The organism is Streptococcus oralis (assembly GCF_006175905.1).
GTDB lineage: Bacteria > Bacillota > Bacilli > Lactobacillales > Streptococcaceae > Streptococcus > Streptococcus oralis_BG.
Genome location: NZ_SSNB01000003.1, coordinates 20,001 through 41,587, shown reverse-complemented (window position 1 = coordinate 41,587; position 21,587 = coordinate 20,001). Strand labels below are relative to the sequence as shown.

Annotated in this window: 26 protein-coding genes; 8 read left to right on the top strand and 18 right to left on the bottom strand. The window is 38.2% G+C overall.

Features of this window, described 5'->3' with window-relative positions; genetic code table 11:
• Nucleotides 1–113 precede the first annotated feature (113 nt).
• The 6 genes from E7Y33_RS05995 (at nucleotide 114) to E7Y33_RS05970 (ending at nucleotide 7,242) form a co-directional block, all read left to right on the top strand.
• Nucleotides 114–1,082 carry a thiamine pyrophosphate-dependent dehydrogenase E1 component subunit alpha gene (locus E7Y33_RS05995; protein ID WP_000105367.1) on the top strand — a complete coding sequence of 323 codons (969 nt, stop codon included), beginning with the start codon at nucleotides 114–116 and terminating at the stop codon, nucleotides 1,080–1,082.
• 16 nt (nucleotides 1,083–1,098) lie between these two features.
• Nucleotides 1,099–2,091, top strand: coding sequence for an alpha-ketoacid dehydrogenase subunit beta (locus E7Y33_RS05990; RefSeq protein WP_000448708.1), 993 nt, complete (start codon nucleotides 1,099–1,101; stop codon nucleotides 2,089–2,091).
• A 567-nt stretch (nucleotides 2,092–2,658) separates the two neighbouring features.
• On the top strand, nucleotides 2,659–3,702 hold the full coding sequence (locus E7Y33_RS05985; protein WP_000752713.1) for a dihydrolipoamide acetyltransferase: 1,044 nt from the start codon (nucleotides 2,659–2,661) through the stop codon (nucleotides 3,700–3,702).
• Nucleotides 3,703–3,743: 41 nt separating this feature from the next.
• Nucleotides 3,744–5,447, top strand: coding sequence for a dihydrolipoyl dehydrogenase (gene lpdA, locus E7Y33_RS05980; protein ID WP_001162892.1), 1,704 nt, complete (start codon nucleotides 3,744–3,746; stop codon nucleotides 5,445–5,447).
• A 58-nt stretch (nucleotides 5,448–5,505) separates the two neighbouring features.
• A complete protein-coding gene (locus tag E7Y33_RS05975; protein ID WP_033685027.1) occupies nucleotides 5,506–6,495 on the top strand; it encodes a lipoate--protein ligase in 990 nt (329 codons plus the stop codon).
• A gap of 105 nt (nucleotides 6,496–6,600) precedes the next feature.
• Complete coding sequence (locus E7Y33_RS05970; protein ID WP_139689946.1) at nucleotides 6,601–7,242, top strand: hypothetical protein; 642 nt, start codon at nucleotides 6,601–6,603, stop codon at nucleotides 7,240–7,242.
• Between the two features lie 80 nt (nucleotides 7,243–7,322).
• On the opposite strand, the gene xerS is transcribed toward E7Y33_RS05970, so the two are convergent.
• From xerS to ylqF, 17 genes are all read right to left on the bottom strand, one after another.
• Nucleotides 7,323–8,393 (bottom strand): tyrosine recombinase XerS, encoded by a 1,071-nt coding sequence (gene xerS / locus E7Y33_RS05965; protein WP_139689945.1) that lies wholly within the window; start codon nucleotides 8,391–8,393, stop codon nucleotides 7,323–7,325.
• A gap of 138 nt (nucleotides 8,394–8,531) precedes the next feature.
• A complete protein-coding gene (locus E7Y33_RS05960) occupies nucleotides 8,532–8,822 on the bottom strand; it encodes a hypothetical protein (protein ID WP_001148764.1) in 291 nt (96 codons plus the stop codon).
• Nucleotides 8,803–9,195, bottom strand: coding sequence for a coiled-coil domain-containing protein (locus E7Y33_RS05955; protein WP_000439965.1), 393 nt, complete (start codon nucleotides 9,193–9,195; stop codon nucleotides 8,803–8,805). The genes E7Y33_RS05960 and E7Y33_RS05955 overlap by 20 nt, the downstream gene beginning before the upstream one ends.
• On the bottom strand, nucleotides 9,177–10,457 hold the full coding sequence (locus tag E7Y33_RS05950) for a hypothetical protein (RefSeq protein WP_000144640.1): 1,281 nt from the start codon (nucleotides 10,455–10,457) through the stop codon (nucleotides 9,177–9,179). The genes E7Y33_RS05955 and E7Y33_RS05950 overlap by 19 nt, the downstream gene beginning before the upstream one ends.
• On the bottom strand, nucleotides 10,457–10,885 hold the full coding sequence (locus E7Y33_RS05945; protein WP_000606020.1) for a hypothetical protein: 429 nt from the start codon (nucleotides 10,883–10,885) through the stop codon (nucleotides 10,457–10,459). Before E7Y33_RS05945 ends, E7Y33_RS05950 begins: the two co-directional genes overlap by 1 nt.
• A gap of 93 nt (nucleotides 10,886–10,978) precedes the next feature.
• Complete coding sequence (locus tag E7Y33_RS05940) at nucleotides 10,979–11,422, bottom strand: hypothetical protein (RefSeq protein WP_202612946.1); 444 nt, start codon at nucleotides 11,420–11,422, stop codon at nucleotides 10,979–10,981.
• A 99-nt stretch (nucleotides 11,423–11,521) separates the two neighbouring features.
• Nucleotides 11,522–11,953 carry a hypothetical protein gene (locus E7Y33_RS05935; protein WP_045610486.1) on the bottom strand — a complete coding sequence of 144 codons (432 nt, stop codon included), beginning with the start codon at nucleotides 11,951–11,953 and terminating at the stop codon, nucleotides 11,522–11,524.
• A gap of 407 nt (nucleotides 11,954–12,360) precedes the next feature.
• Entirely contained in the window at nucleotides 12,361–12,801 is a 441-nt protein-coding gene (locus tag E7Y33_RS05925; RefSeq protein WP_398578104.1) for a hypothetical protein, read from the bottom strand.
• 94 nt (nucleotides 12,802–12,895) lie between these two features.
• The gene (locus tag E7Y33_RS05920) at nucleotides 12,896–13,318 is read right to left on the bottom strand and encodes a hypothetical protein (RefSeq protein ID WP_139689944.1); all 423 of its coding nucleotides are present in this window, start codon (nucleotides 13,316–13,318) and stop codon (nucleotides 12,896–12,898) included.
• Nucleotides 13,319–13,418: 100 nt separating this feature from the next.
• The gene (locus E7Y33_RS05915) at nucleotides 13,419–13,856 is read right to left on the bottom strand and encodes a hypothetical protein (RefSeq protein WP_001066087.1); all 438 of its coding nucleotides are present in this window, start codon (nucleotides 13,854–13,856) and stop codon (nucleotides 13,419–13,421) included.
• Nucleotides 13,857–13,960: 104 nt separating this feature from the next.
• On the bottom strand, nucleotides 13,961–14,404 hold the full coding sequence (locus E7Y33_RS05910) for a hypothetical protein (protein WP_139689943.1): 444 nt from the start codon (nucleotides 14,402–14,404) through the stop codon (nucleotides 13,961–13,963).
• A 96-nt stretch (nucleotides 14,405–14,500) separates the two neighbouring features.
• Nucleotides 14,501–14,926: a hypothetical protein gene (locus E7Y33_RS05905; RefSeq protein ID WP_025172943.1), complete on the bottom strand. Its 426-nt coding sequence runs from the start codon at nucleotides 14,924–14,926 to the stop codon at nucleotides 14,501–14,503.
• Nucleotides 14,927–15,026: 100 nt separating this feature from the next.
• Nucleotides 15,027–15,461 (bottom strand): hypothetical protein, encoded by a 435-nt coding sequence (locus tag E7Y33_RS05900; protein WP_001065608.1) that lies wholly within the window; start codon nucleotides 15,459–15,461, stop codon nucleotides 15,027–15,029.
• Between the two features lie 151 nt (nucleotides 15,462–15,612).
• On the bottom strand, nucleotides 15,613–16,359 hold the full coding sequence (locus tag E7Y33_RS05895) for a CPBP family intramembrane glutamic endopeptidase (protein ID WP_139689942.1): 747 nt from the start codon (nucleotides 16,357–16,359) through the stop codon (nucleotides 15,613–15,615).
• Nucleotides 16,360–16,410: 51 nt separating this feature from the next.
• Nucleotides 16,411–17,961, bottom strand: a complete 1,551-nt coding sequence (locus tag E7Y33_RS05890; RefSeq protein WP_139689941.1) for a ClC family H(+)/Cl(-) exchange transporter — start codon at nucleotides 17,959–17,961, stop codon at nucleotides 16,411–16,413.
• Between the two features lie 16 nt (nucleotides 17,962–17,977).
• Nucleotides 17,978–18,757 (bottom strand): ribonuclease HII, encoded by a 780-nt coding sequence (locus tag E7Y33_RS05885; RefSeq protein ID WP_000207521.1) that lies wholly within the window; start codon nucleotides 18,755–18,757, stop codon nucleotides 17,978–17,980.
• Nucleotides 18,744–19,595 (bottom strand): ribosome biogenesis GTPase YlqF, encoded by an 852-nt coding sequence (gene ylqF, locus E7Y33_RS05880; protein WP_139689940.1) that lies wholly within the window; start codon nucleotides 19,593–19,595, stop codon nucleotides 18,744–18,746. The genes E7Y33_RS05885 and ylqF overlap by 14 nt, the downstream gene beginning before the upstream one ends.
• A 215-nt stretch (nucleotides 19,596–19,810) precedes the next feature.
• Here ylqF and mazE point away from each other — a divergent pair, with 215 nt between their 5' ends.
• Nucleotides 19,811–20,026 (top strand): type II toxin-antitoxin system PemI/MazE family antitoxin, encoded by a 216-nt coding sequence (gene mazE / locus E7Y33_RS05875; protein ID WP_001028395.1) that lies wholly within the window; start codon nucleotides 19,811–19,813, stop codon nucleotides 20,024–20,026.
• The gene (locus E7Y33_RS05870; RefSeq protein ID WP_000560798.1) at nucleotides 20,010–20,366 is read left to right on the top strand and encodes a type II toxin-antitoxin system PemK/MazF family toxin; all 357 of its coding nucleotides are present in this window, start codon (nucleotides 20,010–20,012) and stop codon (nucleotides 20,364–20,366) included. Before mazE ends, E7Y33_RS05870 begins: the two co-directional genes overlap by 17 nt.
• A 33-nt stretch (nucleotides 20,367–20,399) precedes the next feature.
• Here E7Y33_RS05870 and E7Y33_RS05865 read toward each other — a convergent pair whose 3' ends face one another.
• The gene (locus E7Y33_RS05865) at nucleotides 20,400–21,578 is read right to left on the bottom strand and encodes a hypothetical protein (RefSeq protein WP_139689939.1); all 1,179 of its coding nucleotides are present in this window, start codon (nucleotides 21,576–21,578) and stop codon (nucleotides 20,400–20,402) included.
• Nucleotides 21,579–21,587: the final 9 nt, after the last annotated feature.

The following is a 21,587-nucleotide window of genomic DNA, read 5'->3' as shown; positions in this document are numbered from 1 at the left end:
TTAACAGGGATTTATTTTTTTATATTGTGAAATTTTAATAGCCATATACTTTGACAGTGTATACTAAAAAAGGTAAAATAGTAAGGTAAGTACAAAGTTAGAAAGGCAAGATTATGTCAACTTTAGATAAGAATCTTTTGCTAGAGATGTTCCGTAAGATGGAAGAAATCCGTCGCATGGACTTAAAAATTGCTCAGTTAGTGAAAAAGGGGAAAGTTCCCGGTATGACTCACTTTTCTGTCGGAGAGGAAGCTGCTAACGTCGGAGCGATGCTGGCTCTTAATCCAGATGATCTGATTACCTCAAATCACCGTGGCCATGGTCAAGCTATCGCTAAGGGGATTGACCTCAACGGCATGATGGCTGAAATCCTTGGGAAATACACTGGAACCTGTAAAGGAAAAGGTGGTTCCATGCACATTGCTGACCTTGATGCTGGTAACCTTGGTGCCAATGGTATCGTAGGTGGTGGTATGGGAATCGCTGTTGGTGCAGCCCTCAGTCAGCAAATGCAGAACACTGGAAAAATCGTCGTTTGCTTCTTTGGCGATGGCGCGACCAACGAAGGTGTCTTCCACGAAGCAGTGAACATGGCTTCTATCTGGAACCTTCCTGTTATTTTCTACTGCATTAACAACGGTTATGGGATTTCTGCGGATATCAAGAAAATGACCAATGTGGAGCATATCCATCAACGTAGTGCGGCATATGGAATTCCTGGAATGTTTATCGAAGATGGAAACAATGTCATTGATGTTTATGAAGGATTTAAGAAAGCTGTAGACCATGTTCGTGGTGGCAATGGGCCTGTATTGATTGAAAGTGTAACTTACCGCTGGCTTGGTCACTCATCATCTGACCCTGGTAAATATCGTACGCGTGAAGAAGTGGAATTGTGGAAACAAAAAGACCCAATCGAAAATCTACGCAAATACCTCATTGAAAACAATATTGCAAGTGCAGAAGAATTGGAAGAAATTCAAGCACAAGTCAAGGAAGCAGTAGAAGCTTCTGTTAAATTTGCAGAAGAAAGCCCATTCCCACCACTAGAATCAGCATTTGAAGATATTTACGCGGACTAAGGAGAAAGAGATAAAAATGGAAACAAAAACAATGTCCTTCCGTGACACCATTATCCTTGCTATGTCTGAGGAAATGCGTCGCGATGAAAATGTGTTCTTGATGGGAGAAGACGTCGGTGTCTTCGGAGGAGACTTCGGAACTTCTGTTGGAATGCTTGAAGAATTTGGTCCAGAGCGTGTCCGTGACTGTCCTATTTCTGAAGCTGCCATTTCTGGAGCAGCAGCAGGAGCAGCCATGACGGGACTTCGTCCAATCGTCGATATGACATTCATGGACTTCTCGGTTATTGCCATGGACAATATCGTTAACCAAGCTGCTAAAACACGTTATATGTTTGGTGGTAAAGGTCAGGTTCCAATGACTGTCCGCTGTGCAGCTGGTAACGGAGTTGGTTCTGCGGCTCAGCACTCGCAATCTCTAGAGTCTTGGTTTACTCACATTCCTGGACTTAAGGTTGTAGCTCCTGGAACACCTGCGGATATGAAAGGACTTCTCAAGTCAGCTATCCGTGATAATAACCCTGTTATCATTCTTGAGTACAAGTCAGAATTTAACCAAAAAGGGGAAGTGCCAGTTGATCCAGACTATACACTCCCACTTGGGGTTGGGGAAATCAAACGCGAAGGTACAGATGTAACAGTCGTTACTTATGGCAAAATGCTTCGCCGTGTAGTTCAAGCTGCTGAAGAATTAGCAGAAGAGGGAATTTCAGTTGAAATTGTGGACCCACGTACCCTTGTTCCGCTTGATAAGGATATCATCATTAACTCAGTGAAGAAGACTGGTAAGGTGGTGCTTGTCAACGATGCTCACAAAACAAGTGGCTATATCGGAGAGATTTCAGCTATTATTTCAGAATCAGAAGCATTTGATTATCTAGACGCACCAATACGCCGTTGCGCCGGAGAAGATGTGCCAATGCCTTACGCACAAAATCTAGAAAATGCAATGATTCCAACAGTTGAAAGCATCAAAGATGCCATACGTAAAACTTATAACAAAGAATAAAATTACATAAAATAAATTATGTAAAAATAGTTTTTAACTTTAGCAACTTGAGATACGTATTGTACCTAAGTTGTTTGAAAGTTGCGACAGAAGGGAGTCGGATCGATAATATTCGACGAACGACTTAGTAAGTCTACTAGGTTGACCGCCTGATAGCGGCAACCGTAGTAACTTGAGACTCGTTTCATATCCAAGTGATTTGAAGAGTTGCGACATGAATGAGTCGAATCGATAATATTAGACGAATGAATTAGTAAGTCTACAAGGTTGACCGCCTAATAGCGGCAACCGTAGTAACTTGAGACGCGTTTCGTGTCCAAGTTACTTGTAGAGTTGAATTCGGACGGAGGTCTGTGAAAAAAAGATAGATTTTCTTGTGTTCATCGAACACATCGTCAATCTCCTATTTTTTCATTGCCCTCTTCGTCCTTAATATCTTATATTCGAACACGGGCTAAAAGCTCGGAAAAAAGATAAATCTTCTTGGCTTCATCGAAGCCTGCGTAGATTTCCTATTTTTCAGTCGCTTTTTACGCCCTTAGTATCATAATTAGAATTGGAGAGGTCATGGCTGATGACAAGCTAAGAGCGACTCCTGCGGCTAGAAAGTTAGCGGATGATTTAGGTATCAACCTCTACGACGTTTCTGGCTCAGGTGCAAACGGTCGTGTCCACAAAGAAGACGTGGAAACTTATAAAGACACAAATGTGGTTCGCATTTCGCCACTTGCAAAACGAATTGCCCTCGAACATAACATTGCTTGGCAGGAAATCCAAGGAACAGGTCATCGTGGCAAGATCATGAAGAAGGACGTTTTGGCCTTGCTTCCTGAAAATATCGAAAACGATACTATCAAGTCTCCTGCTCAGATTGAAAAAGTGGAAGAAGTACCAGATAATATCACTCCTTATGGTGAAATTGAGCGTATTCCAATGACACCAATGCGTAAGGTTATCGCGCAACGTATGGTTGAATCTTACCTAACTGCGCCAACTTTCACACTCAACTATGAAGTTGATATGACTGAAATGCTGGCCCTTCGTAAGAAGGTTCTTGATCCGATTATGGAAGCGACTGGTAAGAAGACTACTGTAACAGACCTTCTTTCACTCGCTGTTGTGAAAACATTGATGAAACACCCATACATCAACGCTTCATTGACAGAAGATGGCAAGACCATTATCACTCATAACTATGTCAACCTTGCGATGGCGGTTGGTATGGATAACGGTCTAATGACACCAGTTGTTTACAATGCTGAGAAGATGAGCTTGTCAGAGTTGGTCGTTGCATTTAAAGACGTGATTGGTCGTACCTTGGATGGCAAATTGGCTCCAAGTGAGTTACAAAACTCAACCTTCACAATTAGTAACTTGGGAATGTTTGGTGTTCAGTCCTTTGGTCCGATTATTAACCAACCCAACTCAGCTATTCTGGGTGTAAGTTCGACAATCGAGAAACCTGTAGTTGTCAATGGTGAGATTGTCATTCGCCCTATCATGAGCCTTGGTTTAACTATTGACCACCGTGTTGTAGATGGTATGGCTGGTGCTAAGTTTATGAAAGACTTGAAAGCCTTGATTGAGAATCCGATCTCAATGTTGGTTTAAGTCAGCTATTGTTATTTTAGAGATTTAGAAGGAAGTAAGACATGGCCTTAGAAGTAATTATGCCAAAAGCCGGCGTAGATATGACAGAAGGACAAATTGTCCAATGGAATAAAAAAGTCGGTGAATTTGTAAAAGAAGGAGAAATCCTTTTGGAAATCATGACTGACAAAGTCAGCATGGAATTGGAAGCAGAAGAAGATGGATACTTGATTGCCATCCTTAAAGGAGATGGTGAAACTGTTCCAGTAACTGAAGTTATCGGTTACCTTGGTGAAGAAGGGGAAAACATCCCAACAGCTGGAGCAGCTACGCCAGAAGCTAGCCCGGCGCCTGCAGCTAGTGCTTCAAACGACGACGGCAAGAGCGATGATGCCTTTGATATCGTTGTGATTGGTGGAGGTCCTGCTGGATATGTAGCGGCCATTAAAGCTGCTCAACTTGGTGGTAAGGTTGCCCTTGTTGAGAAATCTGAACTCGGTGGAACCTGCTTGAACCGTGGATGTATCCCAACTAAGACCTACCTTCACAACGCTGAAATCATCGAAAACATCGGTCATGCAGCAAACCGTGGTATCGTCATCGAAAATCCAAACTTCACTGTAGATATGGATAAACTTCTTGAAACCAAGTCTAAGGTTGTCAATACTTTGGTTGGTGGAGTTGCAGGTCTTCTTCGTAGCTACGGAGTTACTGTTCATAAGGGAATTGGTACCATCACTAAAGACAAGAATGTCTTGGTAAATGGTTCGGAATTGCTTGAAACTAAGAAAATTATCCTTGCCGGTGGTTCAAAAGTCAGCAAGATAAACGTTCCTGGTATGGAATCATCACTCGTAATGACAAGTGATGACATTCTTGAAATGAACGAAGTTCCAGAAAGCCTTGTTATCATCGGTGGTGGAGTTGTCGGTATCGAACTGGGTCAGGCCTTCATGACATTTGGTTCAAAAGTAACTGTTATCGAAATGATGGACCGTATCGTTCCAGCTATGGATGCTGAAGTTTCTAAGAACCTTCGCTTGATCCTTGAACGTAAAGGAATGACCATCTTGACAGGTACTAAACTGCAAGAAATCATCGAGGAAAATGGTCAACTTCGTATTAAAGTTGAAGGAAAAGACGATATCATTGCAAGCAAAGCGCTCCTTTCAATCGGTCGTGTGCCAGACCTTGAAGGAATTGGCGATGTTGAGTTTGAATTGGATCGTGGTCGTATCAAGGTCAACGAATACATGGAAACTTCTGTTTCAGGAATTTACGCACCAGGTGACATCAATGGTACGAAGATGTTGGCTCACGCAGCCTTCCGTATGGGTGAAGTTGCCGCTGAAAATGCCCTTAAAGGAAATCATGCTGTTGCCAAACTTAACTTGACTCCTGCAGCCATCTACACTCTTCCTGAAGTAGCAGCAGTAGGTCTAACTGAAGAACAAGCTCGTGAGAAATACGATGTCGCTATCGGTAAATTCAACTTTGCTGCTAACGGACGTGCCATTGCTTCTGATGCGGCTCAAGGTTTCGTTAAAGTCATTGCAGATAAGAAATACGGTGAAATCCTTGGTGTCCATATCATCGGTCCTGCAGCTGCAGAATTGATCAACGAAGCGTCAAGTATCATCGAAATGGAAATTACTGTCGAAGAAATGCTGAAGACTATCCACGGACACCCAACATACTCTGAAGTGATGTACGAAGCGTTTGCGGATGTTCTAGGAATGGCCATCCATTCACCTAAGAAAAAATAAAACGAAGATAGACTAGACTGGAAGATTATTTCCAGTCTCTATCGTATAAAGGGATATCATGAAATATATTATCAATCATTCAAACGACACTGCTTTTAATATCGCCTTGGAAGAATATGCCTTTAAACACTTACTAGATGAGGATCAAATCTTCCTTCTTTGGATTAACAAACCTTCTATCATTGTTGGTCGTCACCAGAACACTATCGAAGAAATTAACCGTGATTATGTTCGAGAAAATGGTATTGAGGTAGTCCGTCGTATCAGTGGTGGTGGAGCTGTTTATCACGATTTAAACAATCTCAACTACACCATCATTTCAAAAGAAGATGAAAACAAGGCCTTTGACTTCAAGAGCTTCTCAACTCCAGTTATCAATACCTTGGCTCAACTAGGTGTTAAAGCTGAGTTCACAGGCCGTAATGACCTTGAGATTGATGGCAAGAAATTCTGTGGAAATGCCCAAGCCTATATCAATGGCCGTATCATGCACCATGGTTGCTTGCTCTTTGACGTTGATTTGTCAGTCCTTGCTAACGCCCTCAAGGTTTCAAAAGATAAATTTGAATCAAAAGGTGTGAAATCTGTCCGTGCCCGTGTAACCAATATTGTCAATGAATTGCCAGAAAAAATTACAGTTGAAGAATTCCGTGATTTGCTTTTGGAATACATGAAAAAAGAGTACCCAGAGATGACCGAATACGTTTTTTCTGAGGAAGAATTGGCCGAAATCAATCGTATCAAGGATACCAAGTTCGGTACTTGGGACTGGAACTACGGTAAATCACCTGAATTTAACGTCCGTCGTGGAACAAAATTCACTAGTGGTAAGGTTGAAGTTTTTGCCAATGTTCTCGAATCAAAAATCCAAGACATCAAGATTTATGGTGACTTCTTTGGTATCGAAGACGTTGCAGCTGTAGAAGATGTCCTTCGTGGCGTGAAATATGAACGCGAAGATGTTCTTAAAGCTCTAGAAACTATTGACATCACACGCTATTTTGCTGGTATCAGCCGTGAAGAAATTGCTGAAGCGGTAGTGGGGTAAGGAAAAAGAATCCATTTATGATGGATTCTTTTATTAGGGTTAAACTTAATAATCATGCTGATTAGATTATAATAGAGATGAAAAATGAAAAGGAGTTATTCATTAATGTTAGAAATTCCAGTAGAAAGCCTTAATCTATTTGAACAGTTAGACCGCAATGTTGTTGCTTTCTATAGAAATGAAGAAATTTATCAAACTGAAAGTTTAAATATAAGCATCACACAAGAACATTATGATATGAAATACAAAGAGCTTCAGCCTTTAGGATACCAGGCTGTTCAAATACCTTTAGGAATAGCTTTAGATAATGTAATCCAGCAAGCATATTTCCAAAATCTTATAATTGGCGGTCTACTGCCCGATGAAATCAAAGTAAGCAAAGAGGACTTAATGCCTTTGAAAGATATTGTTGATAGTTTTTGTATTATGTATGCTGCAGCAAATAACCGACTGGAAAATAGTAAGGCTTATGAATTTATGAAAAATAAGACAGTGTTCTTTATTGGTAAACTGTTAACTGACGATCTTAAAAATGGTGACGAAATTTCGTATATGGGAATCGAAAGAGAATCATCTGATGGAACTTCTTATGAAGCAGTAAAATGTTTTCTAACTAAAGAGAGTGCTGAGCAGTACAATGATTCAAAAAAAACTGTAAGCTCAGCAAATCTAGCCTATCTGCAAGCCTTTTGGGGTAAACCAGTAATTATAGAGCCTCACCGTAATTACTGGATTGAGTTTAAATAACAAAAAAACGAAAGATCAATTCCTTTTATCTTTCGTTTTTTTAACGATAGTTGATTTACATAATTTATAATATGTAACACTTATAAACTATCCAAAGCATTCTTTTGTTCATCATTGACGATATGGGTATAGAGATCAGTGACTTGTGTGCTGGCATGTCCTAATTGGTGACTGACTAAAACTTGAGATTTAGTTGCATCATAGAGCCTAGTTGCTAAGGTATGGCGTAGTTTATGGGGTGTTACACGAACTTTGAAGTCCTCAGAGTACTTTGCGACCATTTTTTCAACACTGGAAGCATCAATCCGATTAGGAACACCTCGGTAGAGTGTCAGAAAGAGCGCTGTATCTGTCTTTTCCGTCTTATAGCGTTGATTCCGAATGGCGAGATAATTTTCTAGATAAGACTTAGCAAAGGCAGCGACATTAACTGAGTCACGTTTACCCCCTTTTCGAGTGACATCGATAACCATCATTTTGAGATTGAGGTCCCTTAGATCGAGATTAACAGCTTCTGACAAGCGGACACCAGACGCCAATAGAAGGGCAATAATGGCTAAATCACGTTCTTTATTTTTATTGAATGACGAGAGCGCGCGATTTGAGAGTTGTTGAGGGTACTCTTGGTCGATATAAGTTAGAAAACCCTCTGTTTCATCACCTAAAAAGAGTTTTTGCTTGATGTTCTCAGCTCTAGCAGCAAGTGTTTCTTTCTTTTTCTTGGTTGAAACTTTCTTCATTACATTGCGATAGAAATAGGGTTCTCCTTGATCATTTTCAACTTCCTCGGTTAGATATTTGTAAAGACTGGAAAGTGCTGATAAAGTTCGATTGATGGTTGTCTGTGAAACGCCTTGTTTGGTTGTATTGGCATTCAGCAAAGGTCGTTCTCGTAGGTATAGGATAAAGGATTCCATGTCTTTTTTAGACATATTTTCCAGGACTGATAAAGGAATGTCAGACATTTTATCAGCATCTGAAATACCAGACTCCAAAACCCAGCTGAAAAATCGATCGTATTCCTTGAGGTATTCGTACAAGGTTGTAAAACTGTAGGGCACAGCAAGCTTAGATTGGTAGTATTCCAGAACATACCAGGGCATGATTTGTTTTAGTTTGTCGATTCGTTCTAGTAAAATCTCACGTTTCATGATTTTCTCCCTAAATTAGTCTACTAGTAGTATAGCATAGACACATATATTTTTCAAGAAAATTATAGTTTTTCGGAAAGATGATATAAGAAACTTTTAAAATATCTAACTTTATCCCATTCACTCTGAACCATTTTATTAAATTTCATCATACTTGAGTAACATATTAGGAATCTTTTCTTCAAGACTCTTGCGAACTTTTCCTCGTATTGCAGTGTCCATTTGGCTGTTTATGCTTGTGATAGTTGATTTGGTTTCTGTAGCAATTTTCTTAGCTGTCTTACTAAAGTTTTCTTTTAATTTATTTTTTGCTGTTATTGCTATCTTTGCTTCCGCAATGATTCGGTTTCTTTCCATCATTCGATACATTTGTTTCAGTGCATATTGATATTCTTCATCTGTGTAGTATTCATTCATTGGTGCTTGCATAATCTCTCCTTAGTTTGTGAAATTCTTCCTCTAATTCATTTCTTTTTTTGCGAAACTCGTTATCGTTTTTTTCTCTCTCATTTTCGAGTTTAATTCTATGTTCTCGGTATACTTGTTCCGAAAAGTGTCTCAGATTTTCTATTTCTGTAAAGTAGTCTCTAACATCATCAGCAGTTGATGAAAATTTTCTCAAGACTTGATACATTTTATCAACTTCATCAGACATCAGTTTTTCTAAATTTGCATTTCGTTCGTTTAAATCGAGTGCTTTATCATCGAGTTCTTTCTTTTGTTGATAATATTGTTCTTCTAGATTAAACAGTTCTCTCTCTTTCTCTCTAATTTCCTCCCATTTCACATCTTTTCTTTCCATTGTCTGAACTCCTTGGCAAATTGTGTGTCTGTTGCTACTGTTTTTTCAATGACATTCTGTAATTGTTTGTCTAACTGTTCAAATGCTTGGGCGGAAGCATTCATCTTAGTGACTGTTTGTGTTGTCTCTGCCTGAAAAGTATCGATAAACTGTGCTTGAGTGATACCTTGGCTAGCAAAAATGGCCTCAACCTCATAGGGAGCTAATGCTGTGTAGCTTGTAAAATCGATTTTTGACCAAATTTCTTGTAATTCCTGATTTGCTTTTTTGGCTAAGGCGCTCACTTCATCAGCTCCAGTTCTTGCTGCAGTAGCCATAGATGATGATAGGATAGAACCTTGAGCTGCATCTAAGTATATTTCCTCAGAACTACTAATACCACCTGATGACCATTTTGACTTCAAGTCCTTGTAATGAGCCATTCCTCGGAGACTGTTGGCATAGGCTCGATAAACACCACTGATTAAGGGTTTTCCTCCCTTGCCATCTATAACTTGACCAGTTACAGGATCAAACTCCCAGTCCTCAATTTTATGGCTCGAACCATCAATCCAATGAATCGTGCTAGGCATAGAATTTGTAATATCAATCGGACTGGTGTACCTTTCTGGGTGATTAGAGTCATTCCAACGTACTACATTATCATGTTTTCTACGGTAATCTATAAACATAGAAGGGTTGCTTTCAATAAATGCTTTTTCTTCCAGTGTAAGTCCACCATATTTAAACCAAGCATTAAAAGTGGTTGTAGGGATGTGGTATTTAGCTCCCACCTTCAGCATGTAAGATCCTTGTGAATAACCTGATAGTTGACTGACTTCATATCTAGGATCGTCCATAATCTCTTTTACAAATTGGTCAGCAACCTTATATTGTGGAGATAAGTAAGTTTGCCTTGCAATTATGGCACTATAGAAATCGCGTGAACCAAACATAGTTTTATTCACCGGACTATCAGGATCCGTTCCAGCAGCAATCACAGCTACATTTTTATAATCTGGTTCGCCGTTGACAATAGGTGCAACTGCTAGCCCGTCAAAACCTGTTTCAGTGTCAGACTTAGTGGCAACAACACGGAATTCTTGACCATCTGAGGTAGTTATGGTGTTGGTTTTTTCTAAATCATCAGGAGATATACTTTCACTGAGATTTGAATTGACATAAGTCCGACCGTTACGCTTAGCGAATTCAAGATTTACACTATATACAGCATAATCCCGATTCAAATTGTTTAACTGCTCATCTGTATAGGAAAATGTCATCATTGTTCTCCCGTGCTATTATCTGAATATGTAACAATTACTTTTAAGTCGGTCACTCCTTTGTAATTGTTAAGGAATTGCCTTTTCTCATTGGTCAATGAACCTTGATAATTCTTTTTATCATGGAGTCCATGGCCTATCCTATACTTAGTTTTTCTTTCATCATTAAATTTGATTTCTACATCACAAGACCATGAACCTGGAGGGTTTGTGTAGTTTGGATTGGAAATCTTAATCTCCTCAATCCCTTCATAGGAATTTTTTAAAGCGTTGACCAAGCTGATTTCGTACTCTCTATTCCGACGTTCTTCTTGAGACTTCCCTAACATACTAAACACAAAAACACCTCCTGTTGTGATGGCTACGAGTAGAAAAACTATGAATAATGGTTTATAGCTTTTTCTTAATCTGTCTTTACTCATTATCATTTCCTCTTTATCTCAGCATATTCATCATTGACACTGTATACATTTTTCCCTTGATTTAATTCATTAAGTTGTTTATCTGTATAAGTGAAACCACTACTGTACTCCTTTTTCTTTATCCGAATAATATATAGTAACTAAAGATGTTGTTTTCCCTTTATGAGAATTCAATATTTCCCACTGGTCGTTTATTTTTTTATTTGTTTTTCCATTAACAAAACCATTATAATTTTCAACGTCATTTAAAGAGTGGCCTACACGGTATTCTATTTTTACTTTATCTGAAAATAGAATATTTACATCACAAGACCAGTCGCCCGGAGGGGTTGTATATTCTGGATTAGAAATTTTGATCTCTTCTATCCCTTTGTAGGAATTCTTTAAGGCGTTTACCAAACTAACTTCATATTCTCTATTTCGACGCTCTTCTTGGGATTTCCCTAACATACTAAACATAAAAACACCTCCTGCTGTGATAGTTGCGAGTAGAAAAACTATGAATAATGGTTTATAGCTTTTTCTTAATCTGTCTTTACTCATTGTTATCTCCACTCCTCTCAGTATATTCAGAATTTACACTATAAACATTTTTTCCGTGATTTAATTCATTGAGTTGTTTATCAGTATAAGTGTATACCATTAATATTCTCCTTCTGAACCATCTGAATAAATAATTTTTGTGAGTTTACTAGTCTTACCCAAGTGACTATTTAAAAATTCTCGGTCCTCTTTTCTATTCTCTCTTTCTAAGGATACATCAGAAATACGTTTATCATTTTTTGAATAATTAATTTTATATTTTATGCTTCTCTCATTAAAAAATAGTTCAACTACGCAAGTCCAGCTTCCTGGCGGATTTGTGTAGTTTGCATTAGAAAATCTAATTTCTTCAACACCCTCATAACTATCTTTTAAAGTTTCAACCAAACTAACTTCATACTCTCTATTTCGACGTTCTTCTTGAGACTTCCCTAACATACTAAACATAAAAACACCTCCTGCTGTGATAATTGCGATTGACAAAACGATTAGTAACCTTTTATAACTTTTTTTAATGCTGGAATTGTTCATTTAAGATTTCCTCCTTTCTCTTGTTATACTATAAGATTAGTCTATTTTACACTATAATAAGAAAAAGTTGATTTACTTCTATAAGGTCTTAGTAGGACTCCCAGAATCCGTTCCCGCAGCAATCACAGCTATACTTTTATAACCCGGTTTGCCGTTGACTATAGGAGCCTACCGCCAAACCATCAAAACCTGTTCCTCGGTGAGACTTAGTCGCAACGACACGGAATTCTTGACCATCGGAGGTGGTTATAGTGTTGATTTCACCTTTTTTAACTCGTTATCTGATTTAGCAGTAACAATATTTGTTCGGTTTTCTTTACGCTGTGCGAACTCAGTATTAACACTGTAAACATTCGGACCTTGATTCAATTCATTAAGTTGTTTGTCTGTATACACGTATTTATTCATCATAGCTCCCCTTCTGAACCATTCGAATATTTAACTTTAACTTTTGACTTAGTAGAACCTCGCCTAGAATTTAAAAAATGTTGAAATTCTTCATCACCCTTATTATATACTCCAATCCTAATTTTATTCGAGTTTATATCAAAAGCTAAAACATGTTCTTTAGATGTTCCATCAAAAAATTTTAGTTTCACATCCGCCCCCCAAGCGTCTGAAGGAATTGAGCTGTACGATGGATTCGTAATCGTTACCTCCTCAATCCCTTCATAGGAATTCTTTAAGGCGTTTACCAGACTAACTTCATACTCTCTATTTCGACGCTCTTCTTGGGATTTCCCCAAGATACTAAACATAAAAACACCTCCTGCTGTGATAGTTGCGAGTAGTAAAACTATGAATAATGGTTTATAGCTTTTTCTTAATCTGTCTTTACTCATTATCATTTCCTCTTTTTCTCAGCATATTCAGCATTGACACTATATACATTCTTCCCGTGGTTTAATTCATTAAGTTGTTTTTCTGTATAATTAAATACCATTACTGTTCCCCTCTTTCTTTGTTAGAGTATGTAACCGTAACTGTATTAGTTGTTATTCCTTTTCTTCGGTTAAGAAAATCTCGCTGTCCATAAGTCATACGACCGTTATAATTTTCTATCTCATCTAGGTTATGTGGAATTCCATAGAATATTTTTTCCCCATCTTCAAACAAAATATCAACCTTACAAGACCAGTCACCAGGAGGGTTCGTATATGTTGGATTGGAAATTTTGATTTCTTCTATCCCTTCATATGAATTCTTTAAGGCATTTACCAAACTAACTTCATACTCTCTATTTCGACGTTCTTCTTGGGATTTTCCTAACATACTAAACATAAAAACACCTCCTGCTGTGATAGTTGCGAGTAGAAAAACTATGAATAATGGTTTATAGCTTTTTCTTAATCTGTCTTTACTCATTATCATTTCCTCTTTTTCTCAGCATATTCAGCATTGACACTGTATACATTCTTCCCATGCTTTAATTCATTGAGTTGTTTGTCAGTATAATTAAATACCATTACTGTTCCCCTGTTTCACCATTTGAATAAATCACTTTTACATTTTTTTCTGTAATTCCACGATGGTTTATCAAATATTGATTATCATCTTTTCGAGAACTATTTTGAAAATCTCTACTTCTTATTTCGTTATTTTGTTTATTAAATGCGATTATATAACTTAGTTGTTTGCTATCAGAGAAAAATATTTTAACTTTTGCGCCCCAAGCATCAGACGGAATTGATGCATATGAAGGGTCGGTTATATGTACCTCCTCAATCCCTTCATAGGAATTTTTTAAAGCATTAACTAGACTTACTTCATATTCTCTATTTCGACGCTCTTCTTGGGATTTCCCTAACATACTAAACATAAAAACACCTCCTGCTGTAATGGCTACGAGTAACAAAACGATTAGTATCCTTTTATGGCTTTTTTTATTGCTGGAATTATTCATTTAAGCTTTTCCTCTTTTTCTACTTGAAAACTCTTCATTTACCATATAAATAGCAAAATCTTGGGTTAAATTATTCAACTGATTATCAGTATAATTAAATACCATTATTGCTCTCCTGTTTCACCATTTGAATATCGTACTAATATTGTAGATTCTGTTTTACCAATGTGTTTTTGAAGTATCGACCATTGTTGATCAATTTCTTCATTAGTATCCCCTTTCATAAGACCATGATGGTTTTCTTTATAGGTTAATCTGTGATTAATTCCATAAGTAATAGTTTGACTATCATTGAACTGTACTGAAATATCACAAGACCACGAACCCGGTTTGTCATTATTGTAAGGATCCATAATCTTAATCTCCTTAATCCCTTGGTAGGAATTCTTTAACGCATTAACCAGACTTACTTCATATTCTCTATTTCGACGCTCTTCTTGAGACTTCCCTAACAACCTAAACATAAAAATAGCTCCTGCTGTAATGGCTACGAGTAACAAAACGATTAGTAGTCTTATATATCTTTTTTTATTGCTGGAAATATTCATTTAAGCTTTTCTCCTTTTTCTCCTTGAAGACTTTTCGTTCACACTATAAACAGCATAATCTTGGTTTAAATTATTCATCAGTATAATGGAAATTCATCATAGTTCTCCTTGCTCGCTATCAGAATAAGTAATTCTCACTGACTTTAAAGTTTTCCCTCTATGAGTTTCTAAATACTGCCAATCTTCGTTTGTTTCTTGACGGCCACCATAATTGATTTTATAGTTTAAATGATGATTAATCTCATATGAAAGAGTTCTTTCATCATTAAATTTAATTTCGATATCACAAGACCACGAACCTGGTGGGGTTGTATAATCAGGATTGGAAATCTTAATCTCCTCAATCCCTTCATAGGAATTCTTTAACGCATTCACCAAACTAACTTCATACTCTCTATTTCGACGTTCTTCTTGAGACTTCCCTAACAACCTAAACATAAAAACACCTCCTAATGTGATGAATACGAATAGTAAAACTATGAATAATGGTTTATAGCTTTTTCTTAATCTGTCTTTACTCATTATCATTCCCTCTTTTTCTCAGCAAATTCCGCATTGACACTATATACATTCTTTCCATGCTTTAATTCATTGAGTTGTTTATCAGTATAACTAAATGCCATTATTGCTCTCCTTCGTCATTATTAGAATAAGTTACCCTAATTTTCGAAGCAGTTTTACCCTTGTTTTCATTTAAAAATTGTCGATCTTTTACTCTATTTTCCCATTCCAATGAAGTATCTGTTATTTCTTCAGTGTCTAGAGAATATCCAATACCATACTTAATTTTTACTTCATGTTTAAATTTGATTTCTACATCACAAGACCACGAACCAGGAGGGCTTGTGTATTCTGGATTGGAAATTTTAATCTCTTCAATCCCTTGGTAGGAATTCTTTAAGGCATTAACCAAACTTACTTCATACTCTCTATTCCGATGTTCTTCTTGCGATTTTCCTAACAAACTAAACATAAAAATAGCTCCTGCTGTGATGGTTGCGAGTAACAAAATGATTAGTATTCTTGTATGACTTTTTTTAATTCCAGAATTATTCATTTATGCTTTTCTCCTTTTTCTTATTATACAATATTCTAATCATTCTTTACAAAGTAGGGGGTAAAAATCATACTATATACTGAAAATTAGATTTCTAATTCTTAAAAAACCAAATCTTTTTTGATTTGGTTTTGAAGGTTTATATTTAATTTTATTTATACCGATTATACTCATCTTTTTTATGTACTACCATATAGCAGGATACCAAGTTGACGAAGATTTTAAGCAGGAAGGTTTCGGATCGATCAGTATCTATGGTTATCTGAGACAAGACATTAATGATCGAATGTGTCATAACGCAAATCCAGAGATTCTTTGTTTTGATATAAAGAGCTGAGAGTATGAAAGAATTCGTCAGCAATCCAAATAAAAACGGTAGAGTTTGCAGAGTTGCTAGGGAGCCATCAATGTAAAAGAACAACAGATGCCAAATCGCCCAGCTGAAAAAGGTTAGAATTGCTGAGTAAAAATATGGCAACTTTTCTTGTAAAATTGGTTGAAAGACATATCGCCATCCAATCTCTTCTATACCGCCAAAGACAATAAATTTGAAGAACATCAAAAATGGGAGATACCAGCTAAATTCTACTATTTTCCCACCAAACATTAGAAAAGAAAAATCAAGGACAATAAGGAAAAAAGATAATAAATAGTGTTTATAACTGGTATGAATGTTAAAAAAATCTTTTACAATCTTTTTAAAATGAATATGAAAATAGTGATTTGCAACAATTGTTCCCCAAAGAGCTGAAGAAATGCCACCTAGAAAGATTCCTAAAATAGATAATAGATTGGAATGAATAGAAAAATGATTCAAGAGAAAGAAAAGGAGACAAACTGATACTAACTGGCTAAATGTGCCTAGCAAATATACCGCAATTGCCTTATTTCTTTTCATTGAGAATCCTTTCAATAATATTTTACGTAAAATAAATTATGCAAACAGAACTTATAACAACAAATCTTTTACTTTTCCAATTTCACTTTTTGGAATCACTAGGTGAATCATATCACCCAGATACATTCTAGTTGAGCCGTTAACGGTTTGACTTTTGCCATTATGGACTTGGGTGGTGATGAGTACGTTATGTGGCAAGTTTAGTTCGTGAACTTGTTTTCCAGCGATCTTATCTGATACAGGGATTTCAATAAGAGTGACTTCTCCTTCGTCTGTTGCTTCTTCTGGTAGCATTTTTTCTAGCATTGCCTCATAGACTGGTGCTCCCTTGAGCAGATCCATGACGATGTAGGCGACCAAGGTTACTAAGCCCAGTGGCATGAGGTTGCGAATGTCCCCTACCATCTCAGTAACAAGTATCATAGCAGTTAAGGGAGCCTTGGAAATTGCCCCAAAGTAGCCACTCATTCCTAAAATGACAAATATAGGAAACTGCTCCTGACTAACAAGCCCAATATTCACACAAATGACACCAACTAGGGCACCGAGTAAGGAACCAAGCGCCAAAATGGGTAGGAAAATTCCTCCTGGGAGGCCACTTCCATAACTAATCATACTCCAAACAAAGCGGATCAAAAAGTAAGCTAATAAAACTTGAAAACTAAAATCTTGCTCAGTTAGGGAAAGAACAAGCTGATTTCCACCACCAAGGATTTGTGGCAAGAAAATCCCGACTGGTATGATGAGGATAAAGGCTAGGATTGGATAATAAGCTTTATCCAAATGGATTTTTTTACCAATCCAGTCATAAACTCGACCAACATTGAGTACAGCTTTCTCATAGAGAAAACCAGAAAGCCCGAGAAAAACTCCCATAAGGAGGTAAATCCAATACTGGTCTAGGGTCATGATAGGAATGTTGTCTGGCATATCTAGTACGGGTGTTAGGCCAAATATGAGTAGTGAGACAAAGTTTGCTACGAGACTGGCTGCTAGAGTTGAGACCCAGAAAAAGCGTGAAAAATGATGATAGACTTCCTCTACAACAAAGAGGAGACCTGCAATCGGTGCATTAAAGGCAGCGGCTAAGCCTGCGGCAGCACCACTGGCAATCAGGGAGCGTTCCTCTACCGGACTGGATTTGAGCCACTTGGCAATACCTTTTCCACCAACTGCTCCAAGTTGAATACTTGGTCCTTCTCGACCTAGCATAAGGCCACTGGCAATAGCAAGAATCCCTAGAATATATTTTTTCCAGAGGACACTCCACCAGTTGAGAGTCATGAGTCCCTTTAGTTCGGCTTCGACTTGAGGAATTCCTGAACCCTTGATGTCTTTTTCCGACCGAGTTAGTTTCGCACTAAGCCAGCTAACAATTAGATAAAATAGACCAATGATAAAAAGATTGCGCACTAGGTGCGCTTGATCTTGATAGAGGCCTTGTATCAGGTGGAAGCCTTTTTCAATTAAGAAACGAAAAGATCCAACGATGAGCCCGACAACTAGCCCGACGATGATTCCCCGCCCAACTTGGGATAATATGGTACTTGAGGCAAAGGCAAATTCTTTCTTGGATCGGAGTATTTCTGACTGTTCCTCCATAATCATTTCCTCCAACTTAACTTTCTTTATTTGCTACAACCAGTGATTTTATCGGTTCAAAACTGGTACGATGAATAGGGGTAACTCCTAGTTTGTCAAGTCCTTCTAAGTGTTTTGCCGTTCCATATCCTACATTAGCTGTAAAATCATATCCAGGATATTGAACATCATAGCCCTTCATCAATTCATCCCGTGTCACCTTGGCCACTATAGATGCAGCTGCGATCGAGAGAGAGTTTGCATCTCCTTTGATGATGGAGGTTTGTGAAATCGGCAACTCCAGTTTCATGGCATCTATCAAGAGGTGCTCAGGTTGGGGACTGAGCTGGGAGATTGCTTCTTTCATGGCCAGTTTGGTCGCTTCATAGATATTGACTTGATCAATGATCTGATTATCCATGATACCAATACCTATTGCCAAGGCTTGGTCTTGAACGGCTTCATAAATTTCCAGATGTTTCTTTTTGGGGATCTTTTTGCTATCGTTGAGGCCTTTAATCTTACATTTTTTAGGTAAAATAACAGCTGCAGCAACTACAGGGCCAGCCAGAGGACCACGGCCTACCTCGTCAACACCTGCTACTAAGGTCAATCCTTGCTTATACAGTTCCTTTTCATAAGAAAGCATAGTTTCCAAACGAAGGTCCTCATCCAGTTCAGCCTGTATGACTTTTTTACGCTTGTTGATTTCCTTTTGAACCCCAGAACGAGGATCCTTTTCCAGTTCAAGAAAAAGGGGATTGTCTAATTCTTTGACAGTGGCAAGAAGTTCTTTAATTTCTTTAATCGTCGTCATCGATGTCGTCCAATGTATCTAAGGTGTAGTTACCGAGTTTTCCATCACGGACTTCCTTGACGAAGAGGCTGTAAAAGCGGTCGTAGTCGTCTCGGAAACCAAGGGCACGGGTCATATCCATGATGATAACAGATGCTTCTTCTTCTATCTTCATTTGTTTGAAGCGTTCAGCTAGCTTTTCTGGATAATGTTTTTTGAAATAATTAAGACCAAAAATGGTCACTTCATCCATTGGGAGTAGTTGATCTTTAATTGCTCCAGTCAAGGCTAGTTTCAAAGCGACGATTTCGTCTTCGAACTTAGGCCAAAGAATCCCTGGTGTGTCTAAAATTTCAAGGTCTTTGTTGGTTTTGAGCCACTGTTGCCCCTTGGTAACACCTGGTTTATTGCCGACAACTGCAATCTTTTTCCCAGCCAAACGGTTCATGAGAGTTGACTTACCGGCATTTGGAATTCCGATAATCATGGTCCGCAAGGTTTCGATCTTGATACCTCGTTCTTTCTGGCGTGCAATCTTATCAGCCATGAGCTTTTTAGCGGCATCCGTCACAACTTTTACAGTCACTTGCTCTTTGGAGTTGATAGCCAGAGTTTGGATTCCCTGTGATTCAAAATACTGACGCCATTCTTTGGTCATTGCGGGGTCAGCAAGATCCGCCTTATTTAAAATCAAGAGCTTTGGTTTATCACCCACAATCTTGTTTAACATAGGATTTTGACTAGATAAAGGAAGACGTGCATCCACCAAAATCGTCACAAAATCAACAAATTTTAAATTCTCCTGAACTTGCCGCCGAGCCTTAGACATGTGGCCCGGAAACCATTGAATAGTAGCCATAATATTTTCCCCTTCCGACTAAAAAAAACGTAGTAAAAACGTTTTCTTTCTTACTACCTATTCTATCATAAATTAGGAACTTTTGCACAGGCTTTGACCACAATAAATGACAAATAGTATAGGTGCGAAACATCCTTGATACCAGTCAGGATTTACTTGACTTTTTTTGCCAACAGGTATATACTTGGTGTATACAATTTCGTGGAGGTAGAGCGATGAATATAGTAAAGACTCGGAAGGTGGGGAATTCGCTCACTGTGACTATTCCTAAAAATTTGGGGATGACAGAAGGTCAAGAAATGGTTGTCTACAAAGGGATTGACGGAGTCATTGTCTTAGCTCCAAAGTTGAAAGATCCTTTTGATGGGATTACTGATTTGAGAATGACAAATGATTTTGAAGGGGTAAGGTCACTTGATAGCGAAATCTGACTATATTCCTGAAAAGCAGGATATCATTTGGCTGGACTTTGATCCATCAGTCGGTCGAGAAATCCAGAAACGGCGACCTGCCTTGGTAGTTTCTAGGAGAGAATATGCCTTGCAAACTGGTTTTGTGGCTGTCTGTCCCATCACTCATGGCCAACAACGCTTGGCAGAAAAAGGCTTGCTCGTTCCTGTCTCGTCGGACAAGGTAGATGGCGCTGTCAATCCATTTCAACTGTATACCTTTGATTTTCGGATGCGTAATGCTCAAAAAATAACAAGAATGGACACACAATGTTTTCAGAAAGTCGTCCAACTTTACCAGTACATCTTTGGAGATACTTAAATCCTACCATGCATAGACAAGGTAGGATTTATTCTATATGAGTAACCTATCTAAAAACGGATGAAGACAATTGAAGAGAATCCCTCTAGTCCAGCTTTCTTGTGCTGATGATAGATGCTCTGCTTGAAGGCATTCTTTTAGAAAATCGCGGACTTGTTCTGGTGCAATTTCAAACTCAAAGGCCTTCATCTTGTAAAAAAAGTCGATGAGATGCTTAGATAAGTAATCATCTGAAAAGGGAACTTCTCCACTTTTTCGATATTCTAATAGGAGTCGAGAAAATCTAGCTTTTTCATCAGGTAAATCACGAAAATAGGAATTGAGAAGCCAGGTCTGCTTCTGCTTTCGTTCAATCGGATCTTGACTTGCAATTCGCTGATCCTTTTCCAGTTCCTTTTGGTTTTGCTTAGCCTTGATAGCCCGTTCGTCTCTATTCTTACCAAAGAGGATTTTCTCCCACTTTCGTTCTTCTTGGGTCAAGGATTCTGTAAAGCCAAAGTAATCTTGATAGGCTCGTTCTGCAGGACCCATGGCAAGAATGAGGTTGTCAGCGTATTGCTTAGCGATTTTATCTCTTTTCTTACGTTCTTTCTCTGCCTGGATTCGTAAATGCTGCTCGTAGTCTATTTTTTCCTTACCTAGTTTGACAAGGTAGAGTTGGTCATCAGACTTACCAAGTAGAAAGGGTTTGATACACTTTTCAAGGACTTCTTCCAGACGAGCCTTCTTTTTTGGCTCTGCCTTGGTCCAACTTCCTCCTTGAAAGACTTCTAGGAAGAGCTGATAGTCTCTCTCAGGCGCAAATTGATTGCCACGATTGGCTTTGAAAACACCTTTCTCCCAAAACCATTTTAAAAGTCGTTCGTCAAAGTCGCTTTTATTAACCTTGATTTTTTCCTTTTTCTGAGCCTTTCTGGTTAGGTTTTCAACTTTTCTGAGTAGTTTTTCTTCCTCTTCTAGTTGCTGATCGAGGATAATACGATGAAAATGGCGAACACAGTCGCTTCCTATAGGGAAGAGACGTTGGCCTGTAACTCCGTTAAAGAGTTCGTAGGCGTATTTTATGGCGTTCCCACAGACGCAATTGCTACGGCCAATGCCATTAAAAATCAAGGAAACTTCATTCCATTCCTTGGTAGCTTGATCCCAAGTATCTGCTTTTGAAGCCTGTAAAACCGCATCGTGCAGGGATTTTCTAACTGGAAGAGTCATGAGGTTTCC